This window comes from Thauera aromatica, from assembly GCF_023093595.1.
GTDB lineage: Bacteria > Pseudomonadota > Gammaproteobacteria > Burkholderiales > Rhodocyclaceae > Thauera > Thauera aromatica_A.
In genome coordinates, this window is the sequence record NZ_JALLIK010000081.1 from 25,450 (window position 1) to 40,112 (window position 14,663).

Here is a 14,663-nt window from a genome sequence, read left to right on the forward strand (position 1 = left end):
CTTCAGGCGCCGAACAGCAGCGGCGCGAAGCTGCCGCGCACGCCGGCGAGCACCATCAGTACGATCTGCAACACCAGCAGCAGCACCAGCGGCGACAGGTCGACGTTGGCGATGCTCGGGATCACCCGGCGGAAAGGGCGCAGGAAGGGTTCGGCCAGGCCGTGCAGCACCGGCGCCAGCGGCGCATGCGGACTGACCCAGGACAGCACCGCCGAACCGAGCACGACCGCGATCAGCAGATACACCATCATCCGCAGCAGCTCGATCAGGCCGACCCCGGCGAGCCCGGCCGCGACCGCAGCGGCATTGCCGCTGAACGCCGCGCCGCGCAGGCTCAGTTCGAACGCCACCAGCAGCACCTGCACCAGCCAGGCCGGCAGCAGGCTCGCCAGGTCGAGGCCGAACACTCCGGGGACGAAGCGGCGCAGCGGCCGCACGACCCAGTCGGTGGTGGTGACGACGAACTGGCCGAGCTGGTTGCGGAAGGAAATCCGCTGCCACTGCATGTAGAAGCGCGCCAGCAGCATCAGGGTGAGGAAGCTGGCGGCGACGTCGAGGATCAGCAGAAGGATGTTGGCCAGCATCGCTCAGTCCCTGCCGAGTTCGGCGCCCAGCGCCCGGCCGCGCGCCGCGGCAGCGTGCACTGCGGCGACCAGCTCGTCGTGCCAGCCGGCCGCCGCCAGGCTGGCAAGGGCGGCCTCGGTGGTGCCCCCCTTCGAGGTCACGTTCTCACGCAGCACCGCCGGCGCATCCTCGGAGCCTGCCGCCAGTCGCGCCGCGCCGAGCACGGTGTCGATCGCCAGCCGGCGTGCGCCGGCCTCGTCGAAACCGAGCGCGCGCCCGGCCGCCTCCAGCGCCTCGATGAAATGGAACACGTAGGCCGGGCCGCTGCCCGAGATCGCCGTCACCGCGTCCATCTGTTCCTCGTCGTCGGTCCACACCGTACTGCCGACCGCGGCGAGGATGCGCCCGGCGGCCGCACGCCCGGCTGCATCCACCGAGGGGTCGGCGTACAGGCCGGTGACGCCGGCGCCGATCAGCGCCGGCGTGTTGGGCATGCAGCGCACCAGCCGGATGTAGGGCGCGCCCGGCACCCCCAGCCAGCGCCCGAGGTCGGCCAGGCGCAGGCCGGCGGCGATGCTGATCACGAGCTGGTTCGACAGCCGGCCGGCGAGCGGGGCGAGCGCCGCCTTCATCTGCTGCGGCTTGACCGCCAGCACCAGCGCATCGCAGGCCAGCGCGGTGGCGTCGGCGGCGGCCACCGCACGCACGCCGAAACGCGCCGTCAGGCGCTCGCGGCCTTCGGCCCCGAGCTCGATGACCTGGATGCCGGCCGCGGCAAAGCCGCGTTCGAGCAAGCCGCCGATGAGGGCGGAGGCCATGTTGCCGCCGCCGAGGAAAGTGATGTTCATGAATGCCCTTGTCGATGGAATGCCGTGCCCCCGCTGCCGCGGACGCTCAGGCAGATTCGGAAGCGGCGAGCGCGGGACGCCCGCCGAAGATCGCCGTGCCCACGCGCACGATGGTCGCGCCTTCGGCGACCGCGGGCTCGATGTCGTGGGACATGCCCATCGACAAGGTGTCGAGCGCCAGCCCTTGCCCACCGAGGCGAACCAGGCGCTCGCGCAGCAGCGCAAAGCGTGCCCGCAGCAGCGCCGGATCCTCGCTCGGCTCGGGAATGCACATCAGCCCGCGCAGGCGCAGCCGTGGCAGCGCCGCGACGGTGTGGGCGAGCGCATCCAGCTCGTCCGGCGACACGCCGCTCTTGCTCGCTTCACCGCTGACATTAACCTGGATGCAGACGTTGAGGGGCGGCCGATGGACATCGCGCTGCGCCGACAGGCGCTCGGCGATCTTCAGGCGGTCGATGCTGTGCACCCAGTCGAAGGCGCCGGCCACCGCACGCGTCTTGTTGCTCTGCAGCGGGCCGATGAAGTGCCACTCCAGGCCCAGGCCGCGCAGCGCCTCGACCTTGGCGACGCCTTCCTGCACATAGTTCTCGCCGAAGGCGCGCTGGCCGGCGGCGGCCGCCTCCCGCACCGCCTCGGCGGGCCAGGTCTTGCTCACCGCCAGCAGGACGACTTCGTCCGGCGCGCGGCCCGCCGCCGCCGCCGCGGCGGCCAGCCGTGCCCGCACGGCCTGCAGCCGTTGCGCAATGCTTGTCATGCTTATGGCCTTTTTGTTAGGAAAACCGCGCAAAAAGTATAGCATTGCGCAGTCGCCCCCTTTCCCGCCCCCTTCCCGGCCTCCTTTCCTGCCCGCAGCCATCCGCACGAAGCCATGGACATCACCGAACTGCTCGCCTTCGCCGTCAAGAACAAGGCCTCCGACCTCCACCTCTCGGCCGGCCTGCCGCCGATGATCCGCGTCCATGGCGACGTGCGCCGCATCAACCTGCCGCCGATGGAGCACAAGGAAGTGCACGACATGGTGTATGACATCATGAACGACGCGCAGCGCAAGCAGTTCGAGGAGAGCTGGGAGTGCGACTTCTCCTTCGCCGTGCCCAACCTCGCCCGCTTCCGCGTCAATGCCTTCAACCAGAATCGCGGCGCGGGCGCGGTGTTCCGCACCATCCCGACGAAAGTGCTGTCCCTCGAAGAGCTCAACAGCCCGAAGATCTTCAAGGACATCGCCAGCCAGCCGCGCGGCATCGTGCTCGTCACCGGGCCGACCGGCTCGGGCAAATCGACCACGCTCGCGGCGATGGTCGACTACGTGAACGAAAACAACTACGGCCACATCCTCACCGTCGAGGATCCGATCGAATTCGTCCATGAATCGAAGCGCTGCCTGATCAACCAGCGCGAAGTGCACCGCGACACGATGTCGTTCAACAACGCCCTGCGCGCGGCGTTGCGCGAAGACCCCGACGTCGTCCTGGTGGGCGAGATGCGCGACCTCGAGACCATCCGCCTCGCCCTCACCGCCGCCGAGACCGGCCACCTGGTGTTCGGCACCCTGCACACTTCGTCAGCGGCGAAGACCATCGACCGCATCGTCGACGTCTTTCCCGCCGCCGAAAAGGACATGGTCCGCTCGATGCTTTCGGAATCGTTGCGGGCGGTGATCTCGCAGACCCTGCTCAAGACCAAGGACGGTGCCGGCCGGGTCGCGGCGCACGAGATCATGATCGGCACTCCGGCGATCCGCAACCTGATCCGCGAAAACAAGATCGCCCAGATGTATTCGTCGATCCAGACCGGCCAGAACGTCGGCATGCAGACGCTGGACCAGTGCCTGGCCGACCTTGTCCGGCGCAACATCGTGTCGGCGGCCGAGGCCCGGGTGAAGGCGCAGAACAAGGACAACTTCGCCGGCTGACGGCCCAGGAAGGAACTCGACCATGGAACGCGACCAGTCCCTCAAGTTCATGCACGACCTGCTGCGGCTGATGCTGCAGAAGAACGGCTCGGACCTGTTCATCACTGCGGGCTTTCCGCCGGCGATCAAGATCGACGGCCGCATCGTGCCCCAATCGAACCAGCTGCTGCAGCCCCAGCACACCGCCGAACTGGCGCGCGCGGTGATGAGCGACCGCCAGGCGGCCGAATTCGAAACGCACAAGGAATGCAATTTCGGCATCTCGCCCGCCGGCATCGGCCGCTTCCGTGCCAACGCCTACATCCAGCAGGGCAAGGTCGGACTGGTGTTGCGCACGATCCCGCAGCGCATTCCCGGTTTCGACGAACTCGGCCTGCCACCGGTGCTGCGCGACATCGCCCTCGCCCAGCGCGGGCTGGTGATCTTCGTCGGCGGCACCGGCACCGGCAAGACCACTTCGCTCGCCTCGATGGTCGATTTCCGCAACGAGAACACCTACGGCCACATCATCACGGTGGAAGATCCGATCGAGTTCGTGCATACGCACAAGAACTGCATCGTCTCCCAGCGCGAAGTCGGTATCGACACCGAGTCCTGGGAAGCGGCGCTGAAGAACACCCTACGCCAGGCGCCCGACGTCATCCTGATGGGCGAGATCCGCGACCGCGAGACGATGGACTACGCCATCGCCTTCGCCGAGACCGGCCACCTGTGTCTGGCCACGCTGCACGCCAACAGCGCCAACCAGGCGATCGACCGGATCATCAACTTCTTCCCGGAAGACCGCCGCCAGCAGCTGCTGATGGACCTGTCGCTGAACCTGCGCGCGATCGTCTCCCAGCGCCTGCTGCCGCTGAAGGAGCGCAAGGGCCGGGTCCCGGCGGTGGAGATCCTGCTCAACTCGCCGCTGGTCGCCGACCTCGTGTTCAAGGGCAGCATTCCCGAGATCAAGGAAATCATGAAGCGCTCGCGCGAGCTGGGCATGCAGACGTTCGACCAGGCCCTGTTCGGGCTCTACGAGGACGGGCGGATCAGCTACGAAGACGCGCTGCGCAACGCCGACTCGGTCAACGACCTGCGCCTGCAGATCAAGCTCCACAGCAAGCACGGCGACCACGACGTCAGCAGCGGCATCCAGAACCTCGACATCGTCTGAGCCCGGCCGGCGGTCGCCGCCGCGGGCTGCCGTCAGCTCGCGGGCGCCTCGTCGCCACCCTTGCGCCGGTTGCTGCCGGCAACCATGCGGTACTCGTACAGCCGGCACTCGAGCGCGCCGTTGAACAGCGGCGTGCGCCGGGTCGCTTTCAGCCCGATCCGCTTCGGCAGTTCGGGGTCGGCGGTGAGGAAGTAGCAGCGCCAGCCGCCCCAGCGCTGCTTGAGCGCATCGCCCAGCCGCGGATAGAAGGCGGCGAGCTCCTCGGCCTCGCCCAGACGCACGCCGTAGGGCGGATTGGCGACCATCACGCCTTCGGCCGCGGGCGGGGTGCGCTCGAGCAGATCGGCGCGATCGAGGCGGACACAGTCGGCCAGCCCGGCCGCATCCAGGTTGACACGGCTGCGCCGCACCCACTCGCCGACGATGTCCGAGCCGAACACCGGCAGCACCCGCGGCGCCTGGCGGCGACTTTCGGCCGCGCGCCGGACCGCCGCCCAGGTGCTGCGTTCGTGGTGGCGGAAGCGCTCGAAGCCGAACCGCCGCCCCAGGCCGGGAGCGATGTCGAGCGCGATCATCGCGGCCTCGATGAGGAAGGTGCCGCTGCCGCACATCGGGTCGAGCAGCGTTTCGCCGGGCGACCACCCGGACAGGCGCAGGATGCCGGCGGCGAGGTTCTCCTTCAGCGGCGCCTCCACCGCGGCCGGCTTGAAGCCGCGCTTGTACAGCGGCTCGCCGGAAGTGTCGATGTACAGGGTGGCGGTATCCGCGGTCAGGAACAGGTGAATGCGCACCGCCGGATTCGCGGTATCGACGCTCGGCCGCTGCCCGGCGACGGTGCGGAAATGGTCGCAGACCGCGTCCTTGACCCGCAGGGTGATGAACTCCAGGCTCTTCAGCGGGGATTTCTGCGCGGTCACGTAGATGCGGATCGTGTCGTCGGCGGTGAACCACTTCGCCCAGGTCACGCTGTAGGCGAGCTTGTAGATATCGATCTCAGCGCGGTACCGCCCCTGCGCCACCCGCCACATCACCCGGGTGGCGAGCCGGCTTTCCAGATTCGCGCGCTGGCAGGCCGCCCAGTCCCCCTCCCAGCTCACGCCGCCGTGCAGCGGCTGCACCCTGCCTGCGCCGAAGCGGCCCAACTCTTCCGCAAGCAGGGTTTCGAGCCCGCGCGGGCAGGGAGAAAAAAACGTTTCGGCCATCGACGGCTCCGCCCCAGAAAAGAACGGGTATTGTACCGCCCGCTGCGAGCACCGTTTTCGCGCCGCACAAAAAACGCGGCCCTGCCCGGAACGGGTCCGTGCAGGGCCGAATCACCCGGGCTGAGGGAGGGAGAAAGAACGGCCGGGGTGGGCAACAAGGCGCCCGGAGCGCGCTCAGGAGCGGCCCGGCTTGCCGCTCTTGGCCTCCTGGTACCAGAGTTCGTGATGCTCCTTCGCCCAGGTTTCGTCGACGAAGCCGGTGCGCATCGCCCGGTAGGCCCCCTCCATGCCGACCGTGCCCATGTAGATGTGACCGAAGGACAGCGCCAGCAGGACGATCGCAGCGACCGCATGGACCACGTTCGCCGTCTGCATGTCGCTGCGCTCCCAGCCGTAGTTCGGAAAGTCCATCACCAGCCCGGAAACCACCACGATCAGCCCGAGCAGGGTGACACCGATCCAGAACCAGGTCTTCTCGCCGAAGTTGAAGCGCCCCGAAGGCACGTGTTCGCCGCCGAACAGACCGCCGGCGCGGCGGATCCACACCCCATCGACCGCCTGCCAGAAGTTGTCGCGCACGAAGGTGAGGATCATCAGCACGATGAACACGCCGAACAGCGGTCCGACGTAGTTGTGCACCAGCTTGCCCGCGGTCAGCACCCCGCCCAGCGCGCCATGGCCCAGGACCGGCAACAGCACGTGCTTGCCGAACAGGATCGCCAGCCCGGTCACCGCCAGCAGCACGAAGCTGATCGCCGTACCCCAGTGCACGAAGCGCTCGAAGCCGGAAAAGCGCTTCACGGTCCGCCCGCTCGGCGTCCCGTGCAGCTTCATCGCCCCCCTCACCAGCCAGAACAGCAGGATCGCCGCCGGCACCAGGATCAGCAGCCAGCCGCCGTAGCGGGTGATCGGGCCGTTGCGCAGCTGACGCCAGGTATTGCCTTCGCTCTGGATCAGGACCGCGGTCTCGGGACCACGCACCGTGGTGACGTGCACTTCGCCCGAGCGCACCGCCCGCCACACCGGCGCATTGTTGAGCGGGCGCTCCACCTGGCGCACGGCCTGCTCGGCGGCCGAACTGCCGGGCGGCGGCTCGGCCGCCTGCAACGGCAGGGCCGCCGCCCACAGCAGCACGAGCAGCAGCACGGCGAACACGCCTCCACCCTGGCTCCGCATGAAGAAGTTCCTCATGGCGCTCTCCTTACTCGATGCGGTTGTACTCGGACTGGTTGCGGCCGCGATTCTTCAGCGCCTTCTCCCAGGCATCGCGGTCGCCGTTGAACGACGGCCCTTCCCATGGCCGGGTATCGGCCTTGCCTTGGTACCGGCCCTGCTCGTACACGGTGACCTGCGGCGACTCGCCACAGGCCGCCAGCCCCAGGGCGGCCACCGCCGCCAGCGCGGCGATGTTCAGCCGCCTCGTCGTCCTCGCGCTCATGACTGGCCCTCCCGCTTGCGTTCACGCTTTTGCTCGCCGCCGCCATAGGCGGCATCCCAGCCCCACACTTCGGCGCCGCCGCCGCGGCGCAGCACACGCTCGCGGAAGATGTCGGCAACCATTGCCGCGTCGCCGGCGAGCAGCGCCTTGGTCGAGCACATTTCGGCGCACAGCGGCAGCTTGCCTTCGGCCAGGCGGTTCGAGCCGTACTTCTCGTACTCGGCCTGGGAGCCGGTCTGCTCGGGGCCGCCGGCGCAGAAGGTGCACTTGTCCATCTTGCCGCGCGCACCGAACGCCGCCGGGCCGTTGGGGAACTGCGGCGCACCGAACGGACAGGCGTAGAAGCAGTAGCCGCAGCCGATGCAGCCGTCCTTGTCGTGGAGCACCACGCCTTCCTCGGTACGGTAGAAGACGTCGGTCGGGCACACCGCCATGCACGGCGCATCGGTGCAGTGCATGCAGGCGACCGAGATCGAGCGCTCGCCGGGGACGCCGTCGTTCATCGTCACCACCCGGCGGCGGTTCACGCCCCACGGCACTTCGTGCTCGTTCTTGCATGCGGTGACGCAGCCGTTGCATTCGATGCAGCGCTCGGCGTCACACAGGAATTTCATCCGTCCCATCTCGTTCTCCCTTTCCTTACGCTTTGGTGACGCGGCACAGGGTGGTCTTGGTCTCCTGCATCATCGTCACCGAGTCGTAGCCGTAGGTGGTGGCGGTGTTGACCGCCTCGCCGCGCACGATCGGCGCCGCTCCCTCGGGGTAGTGCTCGAGCATGTCCTTGCCCTGCCACCAACCGGAAAAATGGAAGGGCAGGAACACCGTGCCCGGCGCCACGCGCTGGGTGACCTGGGCGCGCACCTTGAGCTTCGCCTTGGTCGGCGACTCGACCCAGATGTAGTCGCCGTTGCGGAAACCGGCATCGTTGGCGTCCTTCGGGTTCACTTCGGCGAACATCTCCTGCTGCAGTTCGGCGAGCCAGGGATTGGAGCGCGTCTCCTCACCGCCACCCTCGTACTCGACGAGGCGCCCCGAGGTCATCACCAGCGGATATTCGCGGGAGATATCGGCGAGTTTCTCCTGCATCGACTTGTACAGCGTCGGCAGGCGCCAGAACTTCATCTTGTCGTCGTGGGTCGGGTACTTCGCCACCAGGTCGGGGCGTGGCGAATAGATCGGCTCGCGGTGCTGCGGGATCGGGTCGGGGAAGTTCCACACCAGCGCGCGCGCCTTCGCGTTGCCGAACGGGTGCATGCCGTGGTTCTTCATCGCGACGCGGATGATCCCGCCCGAGGCGTCGGTCTTCCAGTTCTTGCCTTCGGCCGCAGCCTTTTCGGCGTCGGTCAGTTCGTCCCACCAGCCCAGCTTCTTGAGCAGCACGTGGTCGAACTCGGGATAGCCCATCTGGATCTCGGCGCCCTTCGACGCCGAGCCGTCACCGGCGAGCAGGGACACGCCGTCCTTCTCGACGCCGAAGTTGGCGCGGAAGTTGCCGCCGCCCTCCATCACGTGCTTGGAGGTGTCGTACAGGTTGGGCGTGCCCGGGTGCTTCATCCCCGGGGTGCCGTAGCACGGCCAGGGCAGGCCGAAATACTCGCCGTCGCAGGGACCGCCGACCGCGCGCAGCGTCTTCACGTCGAAGGTGTGCATGTTCTTCATGTGCAGCTTCAGGCGCTCGGGCGACTGCCCGGTGTAGCCGATCGTCCACGTGCCGCGGTTGATCTCGCGCAGGGTATCGGCCATGTCCGGCTCGTCCCAGCCCTGGGCGTCCTTGACCAGCTTGATGTTCTTGACGAACTCGTCGGCCCAGCCGAACTTCTTGGCGAAGGCATACATGATGGTGTGGTCGGGCCTGGACTCGAACAGCGGCTCGATCACCTTCTCGCGCCACTGCAGCGAGCGGTTCGACGCCGTCGCCGAGCCCTCGGTCTCGAACTGGGTACAGGCCGGCAGCAGATAGACGCCGTCCTTGCGTACCATCGCCGCCATGCCGGCGGTCGCCGACGGATAGGGGTCGATCACCACCAGGGTGTCGAGCGCCTTCATCGCCTCGACCATTTCCGCGCCGCGGCTCTGCGAGTTCGGCGCATGGCCCCAGTACACCACCGCGCGCAGGTTGCCGGCGGGCTGGTCGATCAGCGCCTTGTCCTCGAGCACGCCGTCGATCCAGCGCGACACGGTGATGCCGGATTTCTCCATCATCTCCTGCGAGACGTAGCGACTCTTGACCCACTCGTAGTCCACGCCCCACACGGCGCACCAGTGCTTCCACGACCCGGCGGCGAGGCCGTAGTAGCCGGGCAGCGAATCCGGGTTGGGGCCGATGTCGGTCGCGCCCTGGACGTTGTCGTGGCCGCGGAAGATGTTCGCCCCGCCGCCCGAGATGCCGATGTTGCCGAGCGCAAGCTGGACGATGCAGGAAGCGCGCACCATCGCGTTGCCGATCGAGTGCTGGGTCTGGCCCATGCACCAGACGATCGTGGACGGGCGGTTCTCGGCCATCGTCCGCGCCGCAAGCAGCATCTGCTCCTCGGGCACGCCGCAGGCTTCCTCGACCTGGTCCGGCGTCCATTTCGCCAGCACCTCCTCGCGCACCTTGTCCATGCCGAAGACGCGGTCGTCGATGTATTTCCGGTCCTCCCAGCCGTTCTGGAAGATGTGATAGAGCAGGCCGAACAGGAAAGGCACGTCGGTGCCCGAGCGGATGCGGATGTACTGGTGGGCCTTGGCCGCGGTGCGGGTGAAGCGCGGGTCGACGACGATCATCTTCGCGCCGTTTTCCTTCGCGTGCAGGATGTGCATCATCGACACCGGGTGGGCCTCGGCGGCGTTGGAGCCGATGAACAGCATCGCCTTCGCGTTCTGCATGTCGTTGTACGAGTTCGTCATCGCCCCGTAGCCCCAGGTGTTGGCCACTCCCGCCACCGTGGTGGAGTGGCAGATGCGCGCCTGGTGGTCGCAATTGTTGGTCCCCCAGAAGGAGACGAACTTGCGCAGCAGATACGACTGTTCGTTGTTGTGCTTGGAGGAGCCGATCCAGTACACCGCATCCGGGCCGGATTCCTCGCGGATCTTCAGCAGGCGGTCGCCGACTTCGGTGATCGCCTGCTCCCAGCTGATCCGCTGATATTTGCCGTCGACCAGCTTCATCGGGTATCTCAGACGGTGTTCGCCGTGGCCGTGCTCGCGGATCGCCGCCCCCTTCGCGCAGTGCGCGCCGAGGTTGATCGGCGAGTCGAACACCGGCTCCTGGCCTACCCAGACGCCGTTCTCGACCACCGCGTCGATCGCGCAGCCGACCGAACAGTGGGTGCATACCGTGCGCTTCACCTCGGCCTCGCCGCTGCCGCGCGCCGCGGCCGGCGCCGCGGCTTCGGCCGCACCGATCAGGCTGTACGGCAGCTGGACGGCCAGCGCTCCGGCGCCGACGCCCAGTCCGGAATGCTTCAGGAACGCACGGCGGTCCAGGGTCCGGCCGAGGTGGCCGACAGCCGCCCCGCCCCGCCGGCGGGCGGCGCCCGGCGCCGCACTCGCAGTCTTCTTCGTCAACATGCTGGCGTCCTCCTCAGAGCCGCGCCGTGCGGTAGTAATTGCGCCGATGGGCGCTGTCGCCCTGTCCGCCCGCGGTGCTGCGTGCGACCTCCACCGCCGCCGCGCCCCCGGGCACGGCCTGGCTCGCCGCAGCGGCCAGCGCCGCGGCACCGGCGGCGCCGCCGGCACCGGCCGCCATCAGGAAATTCCGCCGGGACACTTTCAGCTTCTCGTCTTTCATCCTCGCTCTCCCCATCGACAAACAGGCATGGCCGAAGCCATTCCGGACCGCATCGACACTGCAGCGCACCGGCACGGCGCACTGCCCGCAAACGCATCGACCCGCAGCAACCCCAACCCCGCATCCACCCACTAGGCAGGCGCCTCCAGCAGCTCGAACGCGGCGCGCTCGACATCGAGGAAGGCCTGCAGCAGGCCGCCGGCCTTCGCGTAAAAATCGGCTTCCGGCGCCTGCGCCAGCGCCTGCGCCAGACGGGCGTACCAAGGGGCGAGATGACGGCCGAAAAACCGCCGCTGGCAGACGAGCCCGGCCGCATCGGGCCCGCTGACGACCAGGTGGCGCATGACTTCGGCCAGCGCGGCGACGTGGTCCTCGGTTTCGGCCACCCCCTGGCGCCGCGCCAGACCCAGTTCGGCGAGATCGGCGCGCAACGCGGCGAGCGGTGCTTCCTGCAGGAAGCCGCTCAGGTACCAGGAGCCGTTGGCGATCACCCGCGGCCTGCCGACGCTGATGAAGAGCGCATCGAACTCGTCACGGACGGCCTGCGGCGACATCGCCTGCGCGGCGCCGCCGAGTGCCGACCAGGCCGACGGCAGCGCGCCGTCGGCCGCGCCGAGCGTGCGTCCGGCCTGGGCCAGGCCGGCAAGCAATGCCGCATCGGGCGCGGCGTGGAAAATACGGGCGAGCACGGCATAGTGCTCGGCACGGGCGCGGTCCTCGGCGGAGAGGCCGGGCTGGGGCTGAAGCGCGGTCGCGGCGTTCATTCGGTGAGATCCCAGGCATTGACGGCGGAACCCGTCTGCATCATGTCGACCACCCGGCAGTCGCCGCACATGCGCAGGCGGGCGCGTTCGGCCTCGGTCGCGAACAGGGCGTGGGTGGAGAGGCGGGCGACCATCGATTCGATCAGCGGCGCAGCGCCCATCGCCTTGCCGCAGCGCGTGCAGTGGAACGTCTCCGCCGCGCGCAGGGTGCGCGCATGGCGGCCTTCGTCGCCGAGCAGCAGGCGCGCCTCGAGGCCGAGCGCGGACTCCGGACAGGACGCGACGCACAGCCCGCACTGCAGGCAGTTCTTCTCGACGAATTCGAGGCGGAAGCCGTCGCTCGCGGCACGCAGCGCGCCTGCCGGACAGGCGCCGGTACAGGCCATGCACAAGGTACAGGCATCGGTCGCGCACACCTGGCCGAAAGGCGCCCCGGCCCCGAGGGCGATCGCCGTCGGCAAGCCGGCGTCCGAACCCGCCGCCGGAGCCTGCGCGACGAGATGGCGCAGCGCCAGGTCGAGCGTCTCGCGCTTTTTCGGCAGCAGGCGGAAACGCGCCGGCGAACCGACGCCGGCCGCCGGCGCCCAGTCCCACAGCGCGGCTTCGAGCACCGGCCAGTGCTCGATGTCATCGGCGTCGATGATGCGCAGGTGCTCGCCGGCGTAGCCGAGGGCGCTGAGGATGGCCTGGCCGTGGCCGGCCTGCGCCTTCAGCGGCGCGGTGTCGTGGCTGCCGGCGGCGAGCACCGCCACCTGGCAGGCGCCCAGCGCCAGACTGCCGAGCATCAGGTCGAGGCCGACCGCGTCCGCGCTCCACACCTCGACCGGAATAACCCGCGCCGGCAGGCCGCGACCACGGCGGGCGAGGCGGTCGATCAGCGCACCGCCCGCCGTGGCCGCGTAGAACAGCAGGCAGGCCGCCTCGCCGCCGGCCCGCGCGTACTCCGCGAGCAGGGTCTTCACCCGCAGGCCGAATTCGGCCACCGGCGGGTACTGGAAGCCGAGCGCCCCCGAAGGGCAGACCGTGGTGCAGGTGCCGCAGCCCTTGCACAGATAGGGATCGAGCGCGATCACATCGCCATCGGCGCGGATCGCCTCGGTCGCGCACACATCGATGCAGTTCGTACACCCGGTCTTGCGCGATCGAGCGTGGGCGCACAAGGCGGCCTCGAAAGCGACGTAGCGCGGCTTGTCGAACTCGCCCACGAGTTCGCCGAGGGCCTGTACCGCGAGCGCCTGGGCGAAGGGGTCGCGCCCCGGCGCGGCATAACCGTCGGGCAGTTCGACGCGCCGGAGCAGGGGCTCGGCGCAGAGGTCGAGCACCAGGTCGAAGCGCTCGCTGCGCCTCACGTCCCGGCGCGCGAAGTCGATCGCGCCGATCTCGCCGCAGGCCGCTACACAGGCGCGGTGGCCGCGGCAGCGGTCGGCTTCGACCTGCAGATCGAAGCCGATCGCCCCTTCCGGACAGGCCCTGACGCAGGCGTTGCAGCGCACGCACAGGGCGAGGTCGATCGGGTTGTGCTGCTCCCAGCTCAGTTCAAAGGCGCCCAGATGGCCGGACAGCGCCAGCGGCCGGCCCGACCACAGCGGATACGCGTTCACCGCCGGCAGTTCGACGTCCCCCGCCCGCCCGGTGATCAGCAGCGCGGGCTCGAAACTGTCTTTTAGCCGCTCGGCCCAGCCCAGCGCCGCGCCCGCCTCGCCGACGATCAGCAGGCGGCGCCCGGCGCGCAACTGCACGCCGGGCACCGGCGCGGGTTCGGGCAGGGTGGCCACGGCGGCGATCAGCGCGGCGAGCTTGGGCGTGGCCTGCGCCGACTCGGCCGACCAGCCGGCGTGCTCGCGCAGGTTGAAAAAATGGATGCGTTCGCCCGCCCCCTGGGCCTCGGCGAGTTCCCCGAACAATGCCGCCTCCTGGGTACAGGAAACGAGGACTTCGCGGCCGGCGGCGAGATCGGCATCCACGACCGCCAGTTCGGCACCGCACAAGGCGTGGTGGCATGTGAACGCCGACCCCGTGGCGGCCAGGCGCCCGGCATCGATGGCGAAACTGCGGTTGCAGTCGCACAAGCGGACCCCCGGAGCGGAGACGGCGCCGGAACCGGCGCTCGGGCTCCGGCCGGAAGCCGGATCGGAAACGGAGGGGGCAGGAGGGTCGTCGTGCATGGGCGATTCCACAAGTTTGATCGATTCAAGCATTACGCAAGCCAGGCTCTAAAAAAACCGAGAAGCGCAATACCCCCTTCAGACCTGCGCCTGCCGGATCTCACCCGCTCGCCTGCGGCACGTTGCCGCCCGCAGCGGATTCAGTAGCGTCCGAAACATCGAGCGCGGGAGGCGCCGGCGCGGCAGCCGCCGGCGCCTCCTGCACCGTGGCCGCGGGCGGCTCAGCGGCGCTCAGCCACTCGCGCGCATGCCTGAGCCTGGCCATGGCTTCCGGGGCGATCGGATCGGGCTGCGAATAGTCGTCGATGTAGATATCCAGCCCGTCCATACGGTTGAAATGAGGGTCGGAAAAAAGCGCGTGCAGGGCCTTACGGCGCAGCGCCTCACCGACCTCCTCCTTCAGGAAAACGCTGAAATCGGAGGCCAGCGACAGCTCCTCGAGCGGCGGCAAGGCGCTGTCGGCGCAGTTGCCTGCCGACACCTCGCGGGCGAGGCCAGCAGCGCTCGCTTCGGCACCGACCTCGGCAGACGGTGCGACGGCAACACTCGCAGGCGCTCCGGGTGCGGCCGGCGGCGGCATCTCGGAGCGCTCCGTTGCCGCGGCCGTGGCGAGCTTGCGCCGCGACCAGCGCGACAGGAAACCGTCCGCGCTCACCGGATTGCCCTCCTGTCGCCACGCGGCCACCTCTCCGGGAGAGGGGAGCGCTGCCCTTCGGGCGGCCGTGCGAGCACGCTCACTGGACTACCCTCCTCACCATAGAGGCCATGGTGTCGCGATGGGGCAGGGTTATCCACCGGGCTTGGCTGTGGGCAACTCGCCCGGCCTCCTTCGCTTGGCCAAG

The 14,663-nt window shown here is 69.0% G+C and carries 14 protein-coding genes; 2 read left to right on the forward strand and 12 right to left on the reverse strand.

Going from position 1 to position 14,663, the window contains the following annotated elements:
• Positions 1–2 precede the first annotated feature (2 nt).
• From MXC99_RS03380 to MXC99_RS03390, 3 genes are read right to left on the reverse strand one after another with little or no spacing between them, the layout of a single operon-like run.
• Positions 3–584 (reverse strand): YggT family protein, encoded by a 582-nt coding sequence (locus tag MXC99_RS03380; protein WP_247724189.1) that lies wholly within the window; start codon positions 582–584, stop codon positions 3–5.
• Positions 585–587: 3 nt separating this feature from the next.
• On the reverse strand, positions 588–1,412 hold the full coding sequence (gene proC, locus MXC99_RS03385) for a pyrroline-5-carboxylate reductase (RefSeq protein ID WP_247724190.1): 825 nt from the start codon (positions 1,410–1,412) through the stop codon (positions 588–590).
• 46 nt (positions 1,413–1,458) lie between these two features.
• Positions 1,459–2,166: a YggS family pyridoxal phosphate-dependent enzyme gene (locus MXC99_RS03390; RefSeq protein WP_247724191.1), complete on the reverse strand. Its 708-nt coding sequence runs from the start codon at positions 2,164–2,166 to the stop codon at positions 1,459–1,461.
• A gap of 114 nt (positions 2,167–2,280) precedes the next feature.
• On the opposite strand from MXC99_RS03390, the gene MXC99_RS03395 reads away from it, so the two are divergent.
• Entirely contained in the window at positions 2,281–3,324 is a 1,044-nt protein-coding gene (locus tag MXC99_RS03395; protein ID WP_107219841.1) for a type IV pilus twitching motility protein PilT, read from the forward strand.
• A gap of 22 nt (positions 3,325–3,346) precedes the next feature.
• Complete coding sequence (locus MXC99_RS03400; RefSeq protein ID WP_247724192.1) at positions 3,347–4,480, forward strand: PilT/PilU family type 4a pilus ATPase; 1,134 nt, start codon at positions 3,347–3,349, stop codon at positions 4,478–4,480.
• Positions 4,481–4,512: 32 nt separating this feature from the next.
• On the opposite strand, the gene MXC99_RS03405 is transcribed toward MXC99_RS03400, so the two are convergent.
• The 9 genes from MXC99_RS03405 to MXC99_RS03445 all read right to left on the reverse strand — a co-directional run bounded on the left by MXC99_RS03405 (position 4,513) and on the right by MXC99_RS03445 (position 14,476).
• On the reverse strand, positions 4,513–5,682 hold the full coding sequence (locus MXC99_RS03405; protein ID WP_247724193.1) for a THUMP domain-containing class I SAM-dependent RNA methyltransferase: 1,170 nt from the start codon (positions 5,680–5,682) through the stop codon (positions 4,513–4,515).
• Between the two features lie 174 nt (positions 5,683–5,856).
• Entirely contained in the window at positions 5,857–6,873 is a 1,017-nt protein-coding gene (locus MXC99_RS03410) for a formate dehydrogenase subunit gamma (RefSeq protein WP_247724194.1), read from the reverse strand.
• 10 nt (positions 6,874–6,883) lie between these two features.
• Positions 6,884–7,120, reverse strand: coding sequence for a hypothetical protein (locus MXC99_RS03415; RefSeq protein ID WP_247724195.1), 237 nt, complete (start codon positions 7,118–7,120; stop codon positions 6,884–6,886).
• Positions 7,117–7,743: a formate dehydrogenase FDH3 subunit beta gene (gene fdh3B, locus MXC99_RS03420; protein WP_107219837.1), complete on the reverse strand. Its 627-nt coding sequence runs from the start codon at positions 7,741–7,743 to the stop codon at positions 7,117–7,119. The genes MXC99_RS03415 and fdh3B overlap by 4 nt, the downstream gene beginning before the upstream one ends.
• Positions 7,744–7,759: 16 nt before the next feature.
• The gene (locus tag MXC99_RS03425; protein ID WP_247724196.1) at positions 7,760–10,672 is read right to left on the reverse strand and encodes a formate dehydrogenase subunit alpha; all 2,913 of its coding nucleotides are present in this window, start codon (positions 10,670–10,672) and stop codon (positions 7,760–7,762) included.
• A gap of 13 nt (positions 10,673–10,685) precedes the next feature.
• The gene (locus MXC99_RS03430; RefSeq protein ID WP_247724197.1) at positions 10,686–10,892 is read right to left on the reverse strand and encodes a hypothetical protein; all 207 of its coding nucleotides are present in this window, start codon (positions 10,890–10,892) and stop codon (positions 10,686–10,688) included.
• A gap of 131 nt (positions 10,893–11,023) precedes the next feature.
• Complete coding sequence (locus MXC99_RS03435; RefSeq protein ID WP_247724198.1) at positions 11,024–11,656, reverse strand: TorD/DmsD family molecular chaperone; 633 nt, start codon at positions 11,654–11,656, stop codon at positions 11,024–11,026.
• Positions 11,653–13,821 carry a 4Fe-4S binding protein gene (locus MXC99_RS03440; protein ID WP_247724199.1) on the reverse strand — a complete coding sequence of 723 codons (2,169 nt, stop codon included), beginning with the start codon at positions 13,819–13,821 and terminating at the stop codon, positions 11,653–11,655. The genes MXC99_RS03435 and MXC99_RS03440 overlap by 4 nt, the downstream gene beginning before the upstream one ends.
• Before the next feature lie 100 nt (positions 13,822–13,921).
• Positions 13,922–14,476: a DUF3306 domain-containing protein gene (locus tag MXC99_RS03445; RefSeq protein ID WP_247724200.1), complete on the reverse strand. Its 555-nt coding sequence runs from the start codon at positions 14,474–14,476 to the stop codon at positions 13,922–13,924.
• Positions 14,477–14,663: the final 187 nt, after the last annotated feature.

Coding starts and splice junctions, on each gene's coding strand:
- MXC99_RS03415 (WP_247724195.1), bottom strand. CDS start 7,120: ATGAGCGCGAGGACGACGAGGCGGCTGAACATCGCCGCGCTGGCGGCG.
- fdh3B (WP_107219837.1), bottom strand. CDS start 7,743: ATGGGACGGATGAAATTCCTGTGTGACGCCGAGCGCTGCATCGAATGC.
- MXC99_RS03430 (WP_247724197.1), bottom strand. CDS start 10,892: ATGAAAGACGAGAAGCTGAAAGTGTCCCGGCGGAATTTCCTGATGGCG.
- MXC99_RS03410 (WP_247724194.1), bottom strand. CDS start 6,873: ATGAGGAACTTCTTCATGCGGAGCCAGGGTGGAGGCGTGTTCGCCGTG.
- MXC99_RS03390 (WP_247724191.1), bottom strand. CDS start 2,166: ATGACAAGCATTGCGCAACGGCTGCAGGCCGTGCGGGCACGGCTGGCC.
- MXC99_RS03440 (WP_247724199.1), bottom strand. CDS start 13,821: ATGCACGACGACCCTCCTGCCCCCTCCGTTTCCGATCCGGCTTCCGGC.
- MXC99_RS03395 (WP_107219841.1), top strand. CDS start 2,281: ATGGACATCACCGAACTGCTCGCCTTCGCCGTCAAGAACAAGGCCTCC.
- MXC99_RS03405 (WP_247724193.1), bottom strand. CDS start 5,682: ATGGCCGAAACGTTTTTTTCTCCCTGCCCGCGCGGGCTCGAAACCCTG.
- proC (WP_247724190.1), bottom strand. CDS start 1,412: ATGAACATCACTTTCCTCGGCGGCGGCAACATGGCCTCCGCCCTCATC.
- MXC99_RS03380 (WP_247724189.1), bottom strand. CDS start 584: ATGCTGGCCAACATCCTTCTGCTGATCCTCGACGTCGCCGCCAGCTTC.
- MXC99_RS03425 (WP_247724196.1), bottom strand. CDS start 10,672: ATGTTGACGAAGAAGACTGCGAGTGCGGCGCCGGGCGCCGCCCGCCGG.
- MXC99_RS03400 (WP_247724192.1), top strand. CDS start 3,347: ATGGAACGCGACCAGTCCCTCAAGTTCATGCACGACCTGCTGCGGCTG.
- MXC99_RS03435 (WP_247724198.1), bottom strand. CDS start 11,656: ATGAACGCCGCGACCGCGCTTCAGCCCCAGCCCGGCCTCTCCGCCGAG.